The following is a 17,847-nucleotide window of genomic DNA, read 5'->3' as shown; positions in this document are numbered from 1 at the left end:
TACGTGGGACCCTCGGAAACGCGGCTGCCATAGTGCAATCAACTGTCGTCGCCACCAACGAGTGTCACGTAACTTGAGTCGGGAAAAGATCTTTGATCTTTCTCGCGACCTCCTCGGCCTGTTGTGCGCTCAGGCCCTTCAACTTCAATTCAAGTCGGCCGTCGGCCTCGAACGTCCTTAGCTCCCCTTTTGCCTCGCCAAAGCTTAAGTGTTCCCGAAATGATCGTGCCCGGCGCACTGGGCCTTTGGCTGCTAGCTTGCGGCGAGCAACCACGTCACGGTAACCCAGACCATTCCTGGCTGCGTCTTGAATTAGTTCGAAGGTCTCGTCATCGCCTTGCTGTTCCCAGTATTCACGCAAGGCGTTGAGCATCTTGTGATTCATTAGCTCTGAATACTCAGATACCCCCAAGACAATTTTGTGAGGCAACTGCGCGAGTGATAGGGTGCGGGACACATAGTCTTCACCGAGATTCAACGCCTTAGCGAGTGCACTCTGGGTTGGGTAGATCTTTCGTGCGAGCAGTTCCTTCCACCTAATAGCGTCGTCGAGCGGAGTCTGGTCTCTTCGCTCGACGTTCGCAGCGCGCGCCATTTCGTACAGCTCGCGTTCGCTTGCGGGCTTGGCACGAATTTCGACCCGGAGCGTCGGGATACCGGCCGCCCGGGCGCCGCGCAAACGCGTCTCGCCCTCAATCAGTACGATTGCTCCGTCGTCCTCCTGATAGCCGAGTGCGGCAACACGCTGCCCGTTATTCGTCAGTGAGATCGCCATTTCGTCCACTGCTGCACTCGTATAGACAGCACGTGGATTCAGTGGATTCGACCTGACCCGTTCAACAGGCACTTCGATAATTTGGCCGATCACAACATCTTGGCTCGAGCCAACTTTTGTTGTTGCGTCGTGAAATACCGGCTGAGCAAGCGCCAACCCGTCATTGTGCGTCCGGGGGTCTCCGACAATTGGGGCGCTTGCTGCATTTGCCTCCGCAACTGCGACGGCGGCCGGAGAAATAGTCTTCTTTTTAAATGTGGCCATTAGATCACTCCTTATTTGCCAGTTCGACGATTTCTTCGTATAGCGCCTGCATCTCTTCAATTGCTTTTAATGACCGGTCGGAGCCTTTGAGTTCATGCAGGGCGCGACCAGTTTTTCCCGTCGCCCGCCACGCTTCTCGCTGTGCAATGTGTGTTCGGCACACTGGAATGGATTCTCCCGCGAAGTATTCCCTCAATTCATTCGTGGCTTTTGCATTTTCTTTTGTAGACACTCTGGTCAGAACGACATGAGCTGGAATACTGCCGTTCTGGTGCCGATGATCCAGAGCACGCAGTGCTTCGAACACATTGAGTGTGGATTCGACTTCTTGCTGATCGGGTCCACAAGGAACCAGCACAAGATCCGATAATTGTGCGCATTCAAGCATCGTTCGATAGTTTTGCGCCCCGATATCGACGACAACTAGCGTGTACTTGCCGGCAAGATTAGCGAGCTCTCTAGCCGGATTTGGTGGCAAAGAAAGTACAGGAATCGCCGGAGTTACGCCTTCGTCATTGCGTATGCGAGACCAAGACATCGCGGAGCCTTGTTTGTCCGTATCCAAAAGAACCACATCTATTCCTTCAGTTGCTGCCAAAGCTGCGAGATGCGTAGACAACCGTGTTTTCGCGACCCCACCCTTTTCGGCACCGATAGTGATAACCATGGATGTCCTCCAGACAAATTATCGAAATTTAGTGAATTCTAATTCAGAAGAAATCGCTAAACAAGAGATGGCAATCCAAACGTCAAGAAATTCCGCGCGCAAAGTTCGCATATAAAAAGTTGGCTCGAGCCAACCTAGTGCCGCAGCCGTGCACCGGGCGACTCGAACGCAAAGATTCCGAGGATATTGCGGCCCGCAGCGTGGCCGGTGAAATCTTGGCTCGAGCCAACTTTTTCCGATGGTAACGGGCCTCTATGGAAGAAGAGAAATTTGTAACGCACAACTGAGCCCCTTTGGAAGTTGGCTCGAGCCAACTTGCCGTAGACCTAAGTGCGTGGCTGGATTCGGAAGTAACGGATTTGCTGATTGGTCGGATTCAAATATGGCCGAGAGAATCTTGGCTCGAGCCAAGATCGCCGGTGGTCACGGGGCTCTCTGGAGGAAGGCGTGTGAATGACGCGCACCCGAGCCCTTTAGAAGTTGGCTCGAGCCAACTCCCCGGAAACGAGGCGCGTAGCTCGATTCGGAAGTAGCGGTCTTGTTGATTGGTCGGACCCCAAAGTGGTCAGTGAAATCTTGGCTCGAGCCAACTTTTCAGGCACTCGCAGGGTTCCATGGAAGAAAGCAGTCGTATGGCGCACTCCAAGCCGATAGGAAAGTTGGCTCGAGCCAAGTCGCTTCGCCAAGGCAACTGCTCCTCGAAGAGGCGCCGCCCAGGATCTTGATTGTGTGTTTTTACTTTTACCCCTTAGCCGCCGCCCGATCGGCACAGTGCTGCCCGGTATGACGCTGAAGCGGTTGCAAGCTGGTCCCGCGCAATCAAGCGAGTGACTTCACAACAATTTGACGATAGAAATAAAAAAATATAAAGAAAGTACGACAAAAATCCATCAAATTATGCAGATATGTATGTGTACAGTAGGTCACGACAAGGCTGCCGCAATCGCTCTAACAGCATTTCCATTCACTGAGAGCGCAATTCCTTTGACCAGAAACGGCGGTGGGAAAGGTGTAAAGCGGCAACTCATTACGCACCTGGACAGCCTGAGGCCATAGTGCGCCGATCAATGGCCGGAAAGTGGCCATTGAACTGGGGGACATGCTCCTCCTTGCCTGTCTGTGGCCGTTGTGTGGCCATCTGAGGCCGATCGCCGGCCGGACTCAAGCAAGGAAGAATAATGGAGGAACGGGGAGGGGGGGAGCAACTGCCCTTACACGCCCGGCAGAACCCAAATTGGCAAGGCTAGCGGAAAGATATTGCGGCCAATACCAGTAAGAAGCTACAGAACACGCAGGATCTCTCAGTTCTTGAAGTGATAGGCGTACAGATCGGCATCACCAGGTTCGCCCCACAAATGCTGGTTCAAGAACCGGATAAACCCAGTTTTTGCCAGTTTTGTACTACGGGATGGGTCGTACAAGAGCTTGTCGTTCCGCACACTGGAGTTGTATCGCTGGAGCACCTCCGCCTGCTCGTCGAGGGGCATCTCCAAGAACGCTTTTTCCGCTTTGGCGTCACGGCTGCACATGAACGATTCCCTGAGGTCAGCGTCGTTCAAGACGGGGCGACGAGGGGATGTCCCAGCGTTGAGTTTTCCCGAAACACCTGATCGCGAATATCCATTCTCAATGCTGCTGACAAAGAACGATGCCCGACTCTTCAGGGGCTCTTTGTCTTTCGACGCGTCGCGAAGCAGGGTATGTTGGAGCGCGGCCCTGACCTGCTCCTCGGAGAACTCGCTCATGAGCTGGGCGGCTTTGTTCGGCGACACACCAAGCTTAAGAACCTCCTCCAGCAGCGCAGTTGTTGATGATGAGACTTGTGGTGGGTTCTGAGAATCGGCCTCTAATGCCAGGTCGCCCCCCTTGCGATCCACTTTGAACTGGATCTGGTTTACGACGCGCCCCAAGCCTGCAAGCACATGGGTATCAAGGCATACCCGACGATCGAGCGCGCGGGCATCGTCTGGGCCTATCTGGGCCCGAAGGACAAGCAGCCCGCCCCGCCCGATTTGGAGTGGTGCAACCTGCCCGCGAGCCATGTGTATGTTTCCAAGCGCCTGCAGGAGAGCAACTACTTGCAGGCCATGGAGGGCGGCATCGACACCAGCCACGTGTCGTACGTGCACCGCTACGAGGTCGACGACGACCCGATGCACCAGGGCACCGAGGCGCTGAAGTACATCAAGGCCGACGGCAACGTGATCTTCGACATCGAAAAGACGCCGGTGGGGCTCACGCTGTTCGGCCGTCGCAACGGCGATGCAGACACGTACTACTACCGCATCACGCAGTGGCTGTTCCCCTGGTACACGCTGATTCCGCCGTTTGGCGAGCATGCGCTGGGCGGCCATGTCTGGGTGCCCATCGATGACCACAATTGCTGGGCCTGGAGCATCAACTTCCGCCCCGATCGCCCGCTCACCGAGCAGGAACTGGCCGACATGAAGGCAGGTAAGGGCATCCACAACGAATACGAAGAAGGCACGTGGCGCACCAAGGCCAACAAGGACAACGACTACCTGATCGACCGCCAGGCTCAGAAGGACAAGCGGGCGTACAGCGGTGTGTTCGGCTTCGCGGTGCAGGACTCGTCGTTGCAGGAAAGCATGGGCCCGATCCAGAACCACGCGGCCGAGAAGCTGCTGCCCACCGACCGCGCGATCGTGATGTGCCGCCGCATGCTGTATGAAGCCGCGACGAACATGCAGAGCGATGTGGAGCCGCCTGCGCTCGACGCCACCGCCCAGCGCGTGCGCGCCGCCGGCGTGCTGCTGCCCAAGGACCAGAAGCCGCAAGACTGGGCACGCGTGCATCTGGATGACGGCAAGGACCAGCCGGTCTATTCGGTGTAAGGCGGCGACGATGGAACAACGACAACGGATGCAGGGCAAACGCGCCCTGATTACCGGCGGCGGAGGCGGCATCGGTGCTGCCACGGCGCGCCTGTTCTGCGCCGCGGGCGCGTCGGTCATGCTAGTTGACGCGAGCGCCGAAGCGCTGGAACGCACCGCCGCGGACATTGCTGCGCAGATTCCCGACGCTCAGGTGCAAACGCTGGCGGCCAACGTGAACGACCCGGAACAGGCTGAGCGCGCCGTGCAACTGGTGGCGGACAAGTTTGACGGCATGGACGTGCTCGTGAACAACGCGGCCATGCGCAACTACTCGGCACTCGCGGAAGTCACGCCGGACGAGTGGCACGCCATGATTGACGTGAACCTGGTCGGCACGTCGAACTACTGCAAAGCCGCGTTGCCCCTGCTGCGAGCATCCGGGCGGGGGAGCATCGTCAACGTCTCGTCCTGCTATGCAGTGACGGGCCGCAAGGGCATGGGGCTGTATGACGCCACCAAAGCCGGCATGCTGGCCATGACGCGCACGCTCGCCTTTGAAGAGGCGGCGCATGCGGTGCGGGCCAACGCAATCTGTCCGGGTTCAACGCTGACCGATTTCCATATCGGCCGCGCGCAGGCTGTCGGCAAGAGCGTCGACGTGCTTAAGACGCAGCGTCAGGACACCTCGCTGCTGGGGCGCTGGGCATCGCCCGACGAAATCGCCTGGCCGATCCTGTGGCTGGCCAGCGACGAGGCTTCGTTCATTACCGGCACCACGCTGATGGTCGACGGTGGTTTGCACGTGATGTAGAGGTGGGTATGGACACATCGCAACTCACCGTGCGCGTGGTGCGCAAGCAGGTGGAAGCAGACGGTATTTGCAGCTTTGAACTGGCTGACCCGAGTGGCGCGCCGCTGCCGGCGTTCTCCGCCGGCTCGCATATCGACGTGCACGTTCCGGGCGGCCTCACGCGGCAGTACTCGCTGTGCAACCACCCGGGCGAACGGCACCGGTACGTGATTGCCGTGCTGAACGATCCGCAGTCGCGCGGCGGCTCACGCGCCATGCATGACGCTGTGGAAGCGGGCGGTACGTTGCAGATCAGCCCACCGCGCAATCACTTCCCGATTCAGCCCGACGCGCCGCGGCATCTGCTGCTGGCCGGCGGCATTGGCATTACGCCGATGCTGTGCATGGCGCAATGCCTGGCCAGCGATGGGCATGCATTTGCCATGCACTACTGCGCCCGCTCGCGGGAGCGCGCCGCCTTTGTCGAACAGCTTGGCAGCGCGCCCTATGCTGATCAGGTGGCGTTCCATTTCGATGATGAGGACACAGCACAGAAGCTCGACATTCAGGCCGTGCTGGCGGAGGCTGGCGCCGATGTGCACCTGTACGTCTGCGGCCCCAAGGGCTTCATGGATGCTGTGCTGGAGACAGCACGCCGGCTGGGCTGGGCAGAAGATCGTCTGCACTATGAGTTTTTTGCAGTCAGCGTGGACACGGCGGGTGGCGCGTTTGAAGTGAAGCTCGCCAGTTCCGGCAAGACCGTTGCCGTGCGGGCAGAGCAGACCGTGGCGGAGGCGCTTGCCGCTGCCGGCATCGAGGTGCCGGTATCTTGCGGACAAGGCATCTGCGGGACCTGCCTGGTGCGCGTGCTCGAGGGCGAGCCCGACCATCGTGACCTGTACCTCTCCCCGGAAGAGCAGGCCAGGAACGATCAGTTCACGCCGTGCTGCTCGCGCGCGAGATCGCGCACGCTGGTCCTCGATCTTTGAAAGAGCGGACGCAGAGCCGCCTACCAACAAACGACGCCCCGGACCCCCGGTACCGGGACACCAAGTACACACGCGGAGCGCCCAACACACAAGCCCGCGATGGAGGAGACCATGAAGACAAGCCTCTCGATGACGGAGGAGGTGGTGCAGGCCGCATCGCATGCGCAGACAGAAACATCACGCTACCGCTGGGTAGTGCTGGCGGTTGTCTGGGCAGCGTTTCTGTTGAGCTACGTAGATCGCGTGGCATGGAGCAGCGTTGCCGCACCGGTCGGGCACTCGCTCGGGTTATCCGTATCCATGCTGGGCGCATTCGTCACCGCGTTCTACATCGGCTACGTGCTGGCCAACATCGCGGGCGGCATCCTGACCGATGTGCTCGGCGGTCGCACCACGCTCACCGTGGCGCTCGTGCCGCTGGGCGTGCTCACGTTCTGCTTCGGCTTTGCGCACACCTTGTGGTCGGGCATCGCCATCCAGTTTGCGATGGGCCTGGCCGCGGGGGCGGACTATTCCGCCGGCATGAAGATCATCGCGGCGTGGTTCCGCAAGGACCGTGGCCGCGCCATGGGGCTGTACACCACCGCCACGTCGCTGGCCGTGGTGCTTACCAATGCCACGGTGCCGACGATCTCGCAGTGGTATGGCTGGCAGACCGCCTTCCGCCTGCTGGGCGGCATCACGCTGGCATGTGCAGTGGTTGCCTGGTTCGTATTGCGGGATGCGCCCGAAGGCGAGCCCCCGCTCGCGCGCATCAAGGGGACTGACATCCTCGCGCTACTCAAGAACCGCAATCTCATTCTGCTGGCTATCGCCGGTTGCGGCGGCCTGTGGGCCACCGTGGGGTTCGGTGCGTGGGGCAACGCGTTGATGACCAAGCAGTACGGCATCTCTCCGGTGACGGCGGGTTCAATCGCTGCCACCTTTGGCATCGGGGCCGTCATTGCCAAGCCGGTGCTGGGCTGGCTCTCCGACCTGCACGGCCATGCGCGCAAGCGGATATCGATTCTGTGCCTGGCGGGCTTTGCCGTCATGCTGATGGTCTTCGGGCAGAGCTCCACGGTCACCCAGTTCTACCTACTGGCACCGTTGCTGGGTGCCGTTGGATTCGGCTACACGCCCGTGCTCATGGCACAGGTGAGCGACGCATGCGGGCGCAATTCCGCCGGCGCTGGCGCGGGCCTGACCAACGCCATCTGGCAATCGGGCAGTGCCGTGTCACCGCTGGTGGTGGGCTACTTCTACGGGCAGACGCATTCGTTCTCGGTGGCGCTGGGGGCGCTTGCCGTTGGGCCAGTGGTGGCCGTGGCTGCGCTCATGTTCTTGCCGGGCCGGTCGCAAAAGTAGGTAGTGGCGGCATCGGTTGTTCCGCGTCGAGGTTGATAGAGCGGGTGCCATCTGTTCAGACGGATCGCCGACACCCTGCCGGTTCTCGTGATGAACAGATATACAGCAACTAACAAGAATGAGATTGATTTTGGAATTCAGGAACCTGAGTATCGGGAAACGTCTTGGTCTCGGTTTTTCATTGATCCTCGTCGCGCTGGCGGTCAATACCAGCATTGGGATTTACCGGCTACAGACCGTTGCCAACGCAACCCGGGCGATGATGGATATACCGCTTGCCAAGGAGCGGATGGTCTCCGACTGGCAGCGTTATCTATACGGGGGTATTCGCCGGACAATCGCGATTGCCAAAAGCAGCGATCCGTCGCTTGCGCAATTTTTCGCAGATGACGCCGCATCCTCGACGAGCCAGTCGATGGAACTGGCGAAGAAGATCGAAGCACTGCCGAACACCGAGGCGGAGAAATCTCTACTCCGGAAAGTGAAAAGCGTTCGCGAAGCATATGTCGAAGGGCGCGATAGTGTTTCGGCTGCCAAGTTGTCGGGGGATCGGGATGCGGCGGATCGCCTCCTCGAGCAGCGCTTCCTGCCATCTGCGAAGGCATACGAGAAGGCCGTACAGGCAGTGCTCGACTATCAGCGGCAATCCATCGACACTGCAGCCCAGGACATTGAGGCAATCGCGGTCGAGAGTCGTAGGATGCTGATCCTGCTGGCTATGTTGGTTGTCGTTCTCGGTGTTGTCTTTGCCTGGCTGCTGACCGCGAGTATCACGGAACCGATTGGCAAGGCTGTAAGGGTAGCCAGGCGTATCGCGCAAGGGGATTTGACAGATTTCGAATCCCTTGAGGATGGTGGGTACACACGAGATGAGGCAGGCATACTTCTAGAAGCGCTAGGCGTCATGAAAGAGGGCCTCGTCCGAATCGTAAGAAAGGTACGCAGCGATACGGACGGCATCGCGAGCGCATGTACGCAGATAGCAGCGGGAAATACCGACTTGTCAGTGCGAACTGCACATCAGGCCAGTTCGCTGGAGGAGACCGCAGCGTCGATGGAGCAAATAGCGTCTGCCGTTGCGCAGAACGCCGACAGCGCGAGGCAAGCCAACGCCCTGGTGAGCAACGCATCCAATGTTGCGGTTCAGGGCGGCGAAGTCGTATCCAGAGTCGTGCACAGCATGAGGTCGATCCGTGCTTCTGCAACAAGGATCACTGACATCATTAGCGTGATCGACGGGATTGCCTTCCAGACCAACATCTTGGCACTGAACGCCGCAGTGGAAGCCGCGCGCGCAGGCGAACAAGGTCGTGGCTTTGCGGTCGTGGCGGGCGAGGTACGCAGCCTAGCGCAGCGAAGTGCCGAATCGGCAAAGGAAATCAAGGCCCTCATTGAGGCCTCGATTGGGCACGTGGAAACCGGCAACACGCTTGTTGGCGTAGCTGGGACAACGATGGATGAGGTTGTGTCGGCGATCAAACGCGTCGTGGAGCTGATGGGCGAAATTACCGCAGCGAGTGACGAGCAGAGTTCTGGAATCCAGCAGGTTAATACCGCAGTAGCGCAAATGGACGAGGTGACCCAGCAGAACGCGGCGCTGGTGGAGCAAGCGGCAGCGGCGGGGGAGTCTTTGCAGCAACGCGCAAGGAATCTTGCTGTGGCCGTTTCGGCTTTCAGGCTCGATTGACGTGACTGGGCGTTGCTGTCATAGGGGTGGGACCGTTGAGGAAGGCGATCGCGCTTGAAGGTATTCAGCCGCATTCAACCCGATGCCGTCTTGCGCGTCCGGCAGCGGGGGGGCAACTAGCAAGAAAAAACGACATGGCGACTCGGTCCGCTGTATCACAGGCATCCGAACTGAACGGCATTCGTCCCGGCCGGTGGAATTTCATACGTTGAGCCCGTGGGTGAGTCATTCAATCAAGCTTGCGGCGTAGCACGATGGGTTTTCCGCCCATGTTCTGCTTGGTCATCCAGGCTGCCAGTGCGGAATCCAGGTAGTCGGCATGACCCGGGAACCAGTCAAAGAGGGCCATCCCTAGATTGCGAACCACGTCGGCGCCGGCCTTTCCCTGTGCCACGGCTTGCTTGACTTCACCAACTGACTTGAGCACAGCTGCATGCTCGTCGATGTGACAGTCGCGCGGGGGGAAGTTGGTGGAGCGCATCCATTCATCTTCCTGCTCAAAATGGCTGATCGCGTGCTGCTCGAATCGTTCGATTGCATCGGCGGCGCTCGCATCCGAGCAGGTCACCAGTTTAAGTGCAAGCGTGTAAAACTCCTCGTGCACGTCGTCCATGGGCGTGAACCCGAGCAGACGCGCATCGGACCAGGCGAGACTGTTGTCGCTCGCCGGCGTTGGTGCACTAGCGTCCCGGGTGGGTGGGGTGCGGGAGGAAGTCTGGCCGCTCATGTTCAAATCCTCGTGTTGGCTTCGTGCGTCCGCACTGGGGATGGCTCAGAGGTCCAGTACCAGTTCAGCCGATTTTGCGCGCGACACACAGACCATGATCTGCGTGGCTTTCTCGTCGTCCCGCAGTACCATGTCCCGATGATCCGCCTCGCCCGAGCACAGTGCAGTCCGGCAGGATCCGCAGGTGCCGCTTTCGCATGAGCTTGCTACGTGCACGTTTGCGGCGCGCAGCACGTCAAGGATCGAGCGATCCGCCGGGATGTCCAGCGACGTGCCGGTGCGCTTGAGCTGAACCATGAACGGCGTGTTCACCTGCGCGTTCGCGTTGTTGGCGCCGAAGCTCTCAAAGTGAACTGTGCCAGACGGCCAGTGCCCGGTCATGTCACGCACCGTGTCCATCAGCGCCTGCGGGCCGCAGCAGTAGATGTGTGCGGCCTTTGGCCGCTCGAACAGTGTCCAGAAGTCGAATGATTTGGTGGGGTCGCCGAGATCGTGGTGAATCTTCACCGACGAGCGCCACTCGTCGCTGCTCAGTTCGTCCAGGAAAGCCGTACCCTCTGGGTCGCGGGCCAGGTAGTACAGCTTGAAATCCCGCAAGCCCTCCGCCTTCAGTTGGCGTGCCATTGAGAGCATCGGCGTGATACCAATGCCACCCGCGACAAGAATGAACGACTTTGCGCGTTCGTCGAGCGGGAATTCGTTTCGGGGCAGGGATACGTCGATCAGATCACCTGCGGCCGTGTCGTCGATCAGGCTCATGGAACCGCCACGACCGTTGCTGTCACGCTTGACCGCGATGACGTAGCGATGATCTTCCTGCGAATCGTTGCAGAGCGAATAGCTGCGGCGCATGCCATTGGGCACCACGACCGTCAAATTTGATCCGGCCTCGAACGGCGGAAGCGGCGCGCCTTGCGGATCGGTCAGTTCAAAGCGCCAGATGTCGCGCGCAATCATTTCCTTCTGCGCGATCTTCAGACGCAGCAAGCCGGTGTCAGGGGTGGTCATGCTGTCTCCGTCTACTTGATTCGTTTTGACTTCAGTCGGTTGTTCGCATCATATAACTAGAGATCTAATTATGCAAGCGACGTAATCGGAGAAGGAAAGCGCGGGTTCGGTATAAACCCTCACTTGTCAGGGGGGGCAAGGCCTCGTAGTCTTATAACTAGACATCTAATCAACATTCGACAACGAGAAGCAAACACCGTCCTACGCGGAGGTCTGAGTGATCGAGTCGACAAAACGCCCCCAGAGACAACGAAATGAAAGACTCCACGTTGACCTACGCGGATGCGCCCCCGCATCTGAGTACTGACTCCGTAGCCGTTGAGGCGACCTATCGAAAGATCACACTCAGGCTGATGAGCTTCCTGTTTTTCTGCTGGGTTCTGAACTATCTGGATCGCGTCAATATCAGCTTCGCGCAATTGCAGTTGAAGCAGGACCTGGGACTCAGCGACGCCGCATACGGGCTCGGCGTGAGCCTGTTCTTCATCGGCTACATCCTGCTCGAAGTGCCGAGCACGTTGCTGCTCAGGCGCATCGGCGCACGCAAGACTGTCACGCGGATCATGCTGCTGTGGGGCTCTATCTCCACCGCCATGGCCTTCATGAACGCGCCTTGGCAGTTCTACCTCGCTCGCACGTTGCTTGGTGCGGCAGAGGCGGGCTTCTGGCCGGGGATCATTCTCTATCTCTCATTCTGGTATCCCGCGCAGCGTCGCGCCCGTATCACGTCGCGATTCCTGCTGGCGATTGCAGTTGCCGGCATCATCGGCGGCCCGCTTTCTGGCCTGATTCTGCAGAACTTCATTAACGTCTGGGGCTTCCGAAATTGGCAATGGCTGCTGTTCCTTGAAGGCCTGCCGGCAGTGCTTGCCGGGGTGTTTGCTTGGTTCTACCTGGTCGACAAACCGGAGGATGCAACGTGGCTGACTGCCGCGCAGAAGCGCCTCGTCGTGGCAGCCCTGGAGGAAGAACATCGCGCGAAACCGGACAGCGCACCGAGCCGCCTGATCGTTGCGCTGCGCGATCCGCGCGTATATGTGATTGCAGCAGGGTGGGCCACGGTGCCCATTTGCGGCACGATCCTGAACTATTGGACGCCAACCATCATCAAGCAGACCGGCATCTCCAACATGCTGGAGATTGGTCTCCTGTCGGCGTTGCCATACATCGTCGGTGCCGTTGCCATGCTGCTGATTGCGCGTAGTTCAGATATGCGGCTTGAGCGTCGCTGGCACTTCTTCCTGTCGACGACAGCGGGTGCCGCGGGCGCCACGCTGTTGACGATGCTGACCCACAATCCGGCCGCTGCGATCGTGTGCCTTAGCCTCGTTTCGGTGAGCTATTTCGCCGCCGCGGCAATCATCTGGACCATTCCGCCGAACTACCTCAAGGGCGAGGCAGCCGCCGGTGGGATCGGTGTCATCAGCAGTCTCGGCCAGGTCGGCGCGTTCTTCGCCCCGATCGTCCTTGGCTGGGTAAAGACCGTGACGGGCAGTTTCTCGGCCGGCATCTTGCTGGTTGCCGTGCTCGTCTTTGCTGGTGGTATTGCGGTTCTTCTCGGCGTACCACGTCAGCAGCAGGTACCTAAATCCGGCGCGTGAGAACGAACGCAACGGATTGATTTCGATTGTTTAAAAGGAACATCAATGAGCAAGCTTCAACTTTCCATCGCCGTGGGCAACTATGACCGGATGCGTCCGCTGATCGACGGCGAAGTCCAGATTGATGGCGTGGATCCCGTGTTCATGTTGCAGGACCCGGAAGAGATTTTCTTCCGTGCCTTCCGCCACGCAGACTACGACATTTGCGAGCTTTCGCTCAGCAGCTATTCGGTCAAAACGGCCGCAGGCACCTCGCCGTACATCGCCGTGCCCGTTTTCCCATCGCGCGCGTTCCGCCACAGCTCGATCTATGTGCGTGCGGATCGGGGCATCAACCGGCCGGAAGACCTAAAGGGAAAGCGCATCGGCGTGCCGGAATACCAACTCACGGCGAACGTGTGGGTTCGCATGTTCCTCGAAGAGGAATACGGTGTGAAAGCGTCAGACATCCACTGGATACGCGGGGGTTATGAAGATCCGACGCGCGTGGAGAAGATCTCACTGAAGCTGCCGGAAGGCGTCATGCTGGAAAACGCTCCGGAAGGCAAGACGATCTCGAATCTGCTGGCCGAAGGCGAAATCGATGGCGTGATCGGGCCGCGGGCACCGTCGTGCTTCGACCGCGGGCATCCGCAGGTCAAGTATCTCTTCGATGACCCGCAAAAGAGCGCGGCGGAGTGGTACGAACGCCGCAAATTGTTCCCGATCATGCACACGCTCGGCATCCGCAAGACACTGGCCGAACAGCACCCGTGGCTGCCCGGCGCCATCGTGAAGGCGTTCGAGCATTCTAAGGAAGTGGCGCTTGCACGTTTGAGCGACACGTCGGCTACCAAGGTCACGCTGCCATTCATCGAAGACCAGCTGCGCAACGCACGCCGCTTGATGGGCCACGATTTCTGGTCATACGGATTCGCAAACAACGAGCACGTGATCGACCGCTTCTTGGCGCAGCACCACATCGAGGGGCTGTCGAGCCGACGCCTTCAGCCGACCGAGTTGTTCCATCCGGCCAGCCTGGAAAGCTTCAAGATCTGAATTCCGCAGCGGGTAGTGATGCCCGTCGCGCATCTGGCAGGAGACAGATGCGTGGGGAACACCAAGGGGGCGGGAGAGCGCCCACCAGAACTACGAAAATAGTGACAAGACAAATCAAAATGACGAGACAAATCATCGCGCGCGCCGGTGGCGCGCTGCTGGCGCTCACCGGTACGGTAGCCCATGCTCAAAGTTCGGTGACTCTTTATGGCGTCGTCGATACGGGCGTGGAATACGTCAACCGCGTGGCTCAGGGCGCCAGCAAAGGCTCGGTGGTGCGCGAGCAGTCCGGCAACCTCGCTGGATCGCGCTGGGGGCTCAAGGGCTCTGAGGACCTCGGCGGCGGCTACAAGGCAGTGATGACGCTTGAGGGCGGCTTCAACTCGGATACCGGCACGCTCGGGCAGGGTGGGCGGCTCTTCGGTCGCAAGGCTTTCGTTGGTATCGCCACGCCGGCCGGTACGCTGACGGCGGGGCGTCACCAGAACCTACTCTATGAGCTGATGTTCAAGTATGACCCGCTAACGTTCAATCCCAGCTATTCCGCACAGAGCATGGACAGCCAGTTCGTGAATCGCGCGGACAACTCGCTGCGCTACGGCGTGAATCTGGGCGGTGTGACGTTTGCAGCGTTGTATAGCACCGGCTACGATGCGGCCATTCAGAACGGCGGCGAGCTACCAGGCGCGACAAAGGTGGGGCGCGAAATGAGCGCAGCGATCCTGTACGACCAGGGTCCGTTCAGCGTCGGCGTGACCTATGATCAATTGCAGGGCACCTCAATCGCCACGCAAAGCCACACTCAGCAGCGCACGTTACTGGGCCTGTCGTACCAAATCGGCCCGGTCAAGGCGCTGGCGGGTCTGCGCTGGTTGAACACGCGCAATACGGATGCGCCGCCGAGTTCGCTGCTGTACTGGGGGGGCATGGTTTGGCAGGTCACCGCGCCGCTGTCGATTTCAGCCAGTGTCTACCACACGCACTTCCGCGATTCCAACGGTGGTCCGACGATGGGGGCATTGCTGGTCGACTACGCGTTCTCCAAGCGCACGGACGTGTATGTAGAGGGCGCGTACGTTGCCAACCGGTCAACGACCAATGTCGGCCTTCGCGGTACCGGCGTGGACGTGGTTGCCGGCATGGACCAAGCGGGCGTGACGATCGGTATTCGTCATCTCTTCTGAATTTTCAGGGCCTCGGTGCGCGGCCATCAGGCGGCACGCGCACTGTCGAACACGCTATGATGTGAACCATTTTGGTGATGGTCACGGCGAGGAAAGCATGGTTGCAACACGTTCTTCGGGCAGGGCAAGGGCTTCCAAAGAGAATCCCATCCTGCGGCATTGGCACGAGGCCGTCCCGGATGATCGTCTTGCCCACTTGGTCAAGGATGCGGCGCGCGCGATGGTGCGCGGGCTGCAGATGCGGCTGGCTCAGCATGAGGTCTCATTCGGTCACTGGGCGTTCCTGCGCATCCTGTGGGTTACCGACGGTCTGACGCAGAAGGAACTCAGCGACGAGGCCGGGACCACCACGCCGACCACTTTCAGCGCGGTGTCCGCGATGGAAAAGCTCGGATACGTCGAGCGTCACTATGCCCCAGGCAATCGCAAGAACACGCATGTGTATCTCACGGCTCGCGGCCGCAGCCTGAAAAACAAGCTCGTTCCACTGGCTGAAGAAGTCAACGAGATCAGCGTCAGGGGCTTGAAGGCCACGGAGATTAACGTCGCGCGCAAGGTGCTCTTGACGATCATTGAAAACATGGCCCGCGACGAAGCCGAGACCGATGATCCGGCGCTGCGGATTCCCTCCACGCGGGAAATGGGCAGCCTGATCGCCGCGCGCGGCGAGGAGTAAGAAAGTCCCTGAACGGTGCGTCTTGCATCGGTCTTTGCCAGCGTTTCCTTCCTCACATATTCCATCGATTGGGGGCGGCACCTCAGTGCTGCCGCTACCAATCTCACGCAGTTTTTCCGCTCAAAATCGGACCTTTCAAAATGGATGTAGCAACGCGCGCGGCAATGACGCGCAATATCTGCGAAGCGCTCGCGGAAGATGTTGGCAATATCGACTGGACGTCCCGGCTCGTGGATTCGGCTGCCTCGGCCGAGGCCGTCCTCACGGTGCGCGAAGCAGCGCTGCTGTGTGGCACGCCATGGTTTGAAGAAACCCTACGGCAGTGTGAGCCGGGCATCACGATCAAATGGTTCGTGGGTGAAGGCGAATGGATGCGCGAAGGGCAGGCGGTGTGCCAGCTCACTGGGCCGGCACGCGGCATTCTGACCGCGGAGCGTACGGCGCTCAATTTCATTCAACTGCTGTCGGGCGTCGCCACGGCGACGCACGCCCTGGTGGAGATCGTCAAGGGCACAAGGGCGCGGATTCTCGATACCCGAAAGACCTTGCCCGGACTGCGCCTGGCGCAAAAATACGCGGTGCGCGTCGGTGGCGGCGAGAACCATCGACGAGGCCTCTATGACGGGATCCTGATCAAGGAGAACCACATCGCAGCGGGTGGTGGCATTGCACCGACGGTGCGCGCCGCGCAGGTACTTGGTGCGGGTGTGCCGGTACAGGTCGAGGTCGAGACGCTGGATGAACTGGCACAAGCGCTCTCCGCAGACGCCTGCGCAATCCTGCTTGATAACTTCTCGTTGGAACAAATGCGGGAGGCGGTGCGAATCAACAACGGGCGCGCCAGCCTGGAGGTGTCAGGCGGCGTGACGCAGGAAACGCTGCGTGCCATTGCGGAAACGGGTGTGGACCGCATCTCCGTTGGCGGGCTCACAAAGCATGTCAGGGCGGTGGATTTTTCTCTACGGGTTGAGGCGCTAGGCGCGTAGTGTTGGCTTGGGCAGTCCTCGTCGGACGCCCCGCCGCCGTGCCAAAAAAAGAGAGCCCTCGCGATAGCGAGGGCTCTTTGCTTTCTGGCGAGGGTTAAAGCGATACGTCCTTGCCCGATTCGCTCGATTCCAAGATAGCGATGCAAATCTCCAGCGTGCCCTTCGCCCACTCACCATCATGAAGAGGCGCCTGCCCCGCGATGACGGCCTCGAAGAGTTCGTCGATCACTTCGCCGCGCGGTACGGTGGGAAGCTCAAGCGGCAGAGTCTCCCGTTGCAGGTCACCGTACACGATGATGGAATCGGGCATGGGGCGCAGGTCGGCGCGTTCGCACGTCACGATCACCGGGCCAAAATGCTGATGCCGGCGTGCCGGCTCGTCCGGCGCGGTCGAGGGCGGCTTGTATGCCGCGCCGCCATACGTGCCTGCGGCCTTGAGCTGCGCCTCATCATTCGAAGAGGCGATGGTCGCCAGCCGCCGCCGAGCGGCGCCGTAGGCGTCGGGATTTGCGTGGTCACCCATCTCGCCGATCCAGCCCATCCATTCGTCGCTGTTGAAGTGGCCATACCCACTGTATGAGAGCGAGGCATAGGCGCCATTCTCGAACCAGATCAGTGCCGAATACGCGCCTTCGGTCGGGCGCTTGGAGTCCCAGCGACCGACGCTTGCACGCAGGCGCGTCGCGCGTGAACCCGCGAGCAACCGCACGATATCGACCTGGTGCGCGGCCTGGCTGAATACGGCGCCGCCACCTTCGGCCGTCATGAGTTCTTCTGGACGGCGCGGCCGGTATAGATAGTCGGTGTAGTTGAATGCCTGGATCATCTTCACCGCACCGAAATCGCCCGAGCGGATCAGGTTGCGCGTGCGCAGGTATGGCGTATCGAAGCTATGGCAATGCCCAACGATCAGATGCACGTTTGCAGCCCGGCACGCGGCGATCATACGATCGCAGTCGGCCGCGTTGAGCGCCATCGGTTTCTCGACCAACACGTGCTTGCCGTGGGCTGCGGCAATTTCGGTGTGCTGCGCGTGAAACTGATGGGGGCTGGCCACGTAGATAACCTCCACATCGGGGTCGCCAGCCAGGTCCAGTACATCTGCGTAGGTCCGAGCGCCGAAATCGGCGGCGAACTGCTGCCGAGCTTCCTCGCGCGGGTCGCACGCGGCGACGAGTTGAACCCTCGGGTCTTGAAGGAAGGTGGGTAGCATCAGCGAAAACGCTCGCCCCAGTCCCGCTACCCCGATGCGCAGACGGCGCTGTTCCATG

Annotated in this window: 16 protein-coding genes; 10 read left to right on the top strand and 6 right to left on the bottom strand. The window is 60.0% G+C overall.

What is annotated here, in order from left to right; all coding sequences use genetic code 11:
• Positions 1-64: 64 nt before the first annotated feature.
• The 3 genes from DOD19_RS26725 to DOD19_RS26715 form a co-directional block, all read right to left on the bottom strand.
• Positions 65-1,039 (bottom strand): ParB/RepB/Spo0J family partition protein, encoded by a 975-nt coding sequence (locus tag DOD19_RS26725; protein ID WP_024979389.1) that lies wholly within the window; start codon positions 1,037-1,039, stop codon positions 65-67.
• A gap of 4 nt (positions 1,040-1,043) precedes the next feature.
• Positions 1,044-1,706 (bottom strand): AAA family ATPase, encoded by a 663-nt coding sequence (locus DOD19_RS26720; protein WP_080693740.1) that lies wholly within the window; start codon positions 1,704-1,706, stop codon positions 1,044-1,046.
• A 1,301-nt stretch (positions 1,707-3,007) separates the two neighbouring features.
• On the bottom strand, positions 3,008-3,628 hold the full coding sequence (locus DOD19_RS26715; protein WP_239498120.1) for a hypothetical protein: 621 nt from the start codon (positions 3,626-3,628) through the stop codon (positions 3,008-3,010).
• Between DOD19_RS26715 and DOD19_RS26710 the strand changes: the two genes are divergently transcribed.
• The 5 genes from DOD19_RS26710 (at position 3,629) to DOD19_RS26690 (ending at position 9,356) form a co-directional block, all read left to right on the top strand.
• The gene (locus DOD19_RS26710) at positions 3,629-4,561 is read left to right on the top strand and encodes an RHO alpha subunit C-terminal catalytic domain-containing protein (protein WP_239498119.1); all 933 of its coding nucleotides are present in this window, start codon (positions 3,629-3,631) and stop codon (positions 4,559-4,561) included.
• A gap of 10 nt (positions 4,562-4,571) precedes the next feature.
• On the top strand, positions 4,572-5,354 hold the full coding sequence (locus tag DOD19_RS26705) for an SDR family NAD(P)-dependent oxidoreductase (protein WP_112189065.1): 783 nt from the start codon (positions 4,572-4,574) through the stop codon (positions 5,352-5,354).
• A gap of 8 nt (positions 5,355-5,362) precedes the next feature.
• Positions 5,363-6,322: a PDR/VanB family oxidoreductase gene (locus tag DOD19_RS26700; RefSeq protein ID WP_112189063.1), complete on the top strand. Its 960-nt coding sequence runs from the start codon at positions 5,363-5,365 to the stop codon at positions 6,320-6,322.
• Positions 6,323-6,433: 111 nt separating this feature from the next.
• Positions 6,434-7,669: an MFS transporter gene (locus tag DOD19_RS26695; protein ID WP_239498118.1), complete on the top strand. Its 1,236-nt coding sequence runs from the start codon at positions 6,434-6,436 to the stop codon at positions 7,667-7,669.
• A 118-nt stretch (positions 7,670-7,787) separates the two neighbouring features.
• A complete protein-coding gene (locus tag DOD19_RS26690) occupies positions 7,788-9,356 on the top strand; it encodes a methyl-accepting chemotaxis protein (RefSeq protein ID WP_112189059.1) in 1,569 nt (522 codons plus the stop codon).
• 229 nt (positions 9,357-9,585) lie between these two features.
• Here DOD19_RS26690 and DOD19_RS26685 read toward each other — a convergent pair whose 3' ends face one another.
• The gene (locus tag DOD19_RS26685) at positions 9,586-10,083 is read right to left on the bottom strand and encodes a hemerythrin domain-containing protein (protein ID WP_112189057.1); all 498 of its coding nucleotides are present in this window, start codon (positions 10,081-10,083) and stop codon (positions 9,586-9,588) included.
• Positions 10,084-10,128: 45 nt separating this feature from the next.
• The gene (locus DOD19_RS26680) at positions 10,129-11,091 is read right to left on the bottom strand and encodes a PDR/VanB family oxidoreductase (RefSeq protein ID WP_112189055.1); all 963 of its coding nucleotides are present in this window, start codon (positions 11,089-11,091) and stop codon (positions 10,129-10,131) included.
• A gap of 254 nt (positions 11,092-11,345) precedes the next feature.
• On the opposite strand from DOD19_RS26680, the gene DOD19_RS26675 reads away from it, so the two are divergent.
• The 5 genes from DOD19_RS26675 (at position 11,346) to nadC (ending at position 16,576) form a co-directional block, all read left to right on the top strand.
• Positions 11,346-12,692 (top strand): MFS transporter, encoded by a 1,347-nt coding sequence (locus DOD19_RS26675; protein ID WP_112189053.1) that lies wholly within the window; start codon positions 11,346-11,348, stop codon positions 12,690-12,692.
• Between the two features lie 45 nt (positions 12,693-12,737).
• Positions 12,738-13,730 carry an ABC transporter substrate-binding protein gene (locus DOD19_RS26670; RefSeq protein ID WP_112189051.1) on the top strand — a complete coding sequence of 331 codons (993 nt, stop codon included), beginning with the start codon at positions 12,738-12,740 and terminating at the stop codon, positions 13,728-13,730.
• 119 nt (positions 13,731-13,849) lie between these two features.
• Positions 13,850-14,914, top strand: coding sequence for a porin (locus DOD19_RS26665; protein WP_112189049.1), 1,065 nt, complete (start codon positions 13,850-13,852; stop codon positions 14,912-14,914).
• Positions 14,915-15,011: 97 nt separating this feature from the next.
• Complete coding sequence (locus tag DOD19_RS26660; protein ID WP_112189047.1) at positions 15,012-15,590, top strand: MarR family transcriptional regulator; 579 nt, start codon at positions 15,012-15,014, stop codon at positions 15,588-15,590.
• A 140-nt stretch (positions 15,591-15,730) separates the two neighbouring features.
• A complete protein-coding gene (gene nadC, locus DOD19_RS26655) occupies positions 15,731-16,576 on the top strand; it encodes a carboxylating nicotinate-nucleotide diphosphorylase (protein ID WP_112189045.1) in 846 nt (281 codons plus the stop codon).
• A gap of 94 nt (positions 16,577-16,670) precedes the next feature.
• On the opposite strand, the gene DOD19_RS26650 is transcribed toward nadC, so the two are convergent.
• Complete coding sequence (locus tag DOD19_RS26650; protein WP_112189115.1) at positions 16,671-17,846, bottom strand: Gfo/Idh/MocA family oxidoreductase; 1,176 nt, start codon at positions 17,844-17,846, stop codon at positions 16,671-16,673.
• Between the last annotated feature and the right edge of the window lies 1 nt (position 17,847).

Source organism: Ralstonia sp. GX3-BWBA (genome assembly GCF_003290055.1).
GTDB lineage: Bacteria > Pseudomonadota > Gammaproteobacteria > Burkholderiales > Burkholderiaceae > Ralstonia > Ralstonia holmesii.
This window is presented reverse-complemented; position numbering and strand designations above follow the sequence as displayed.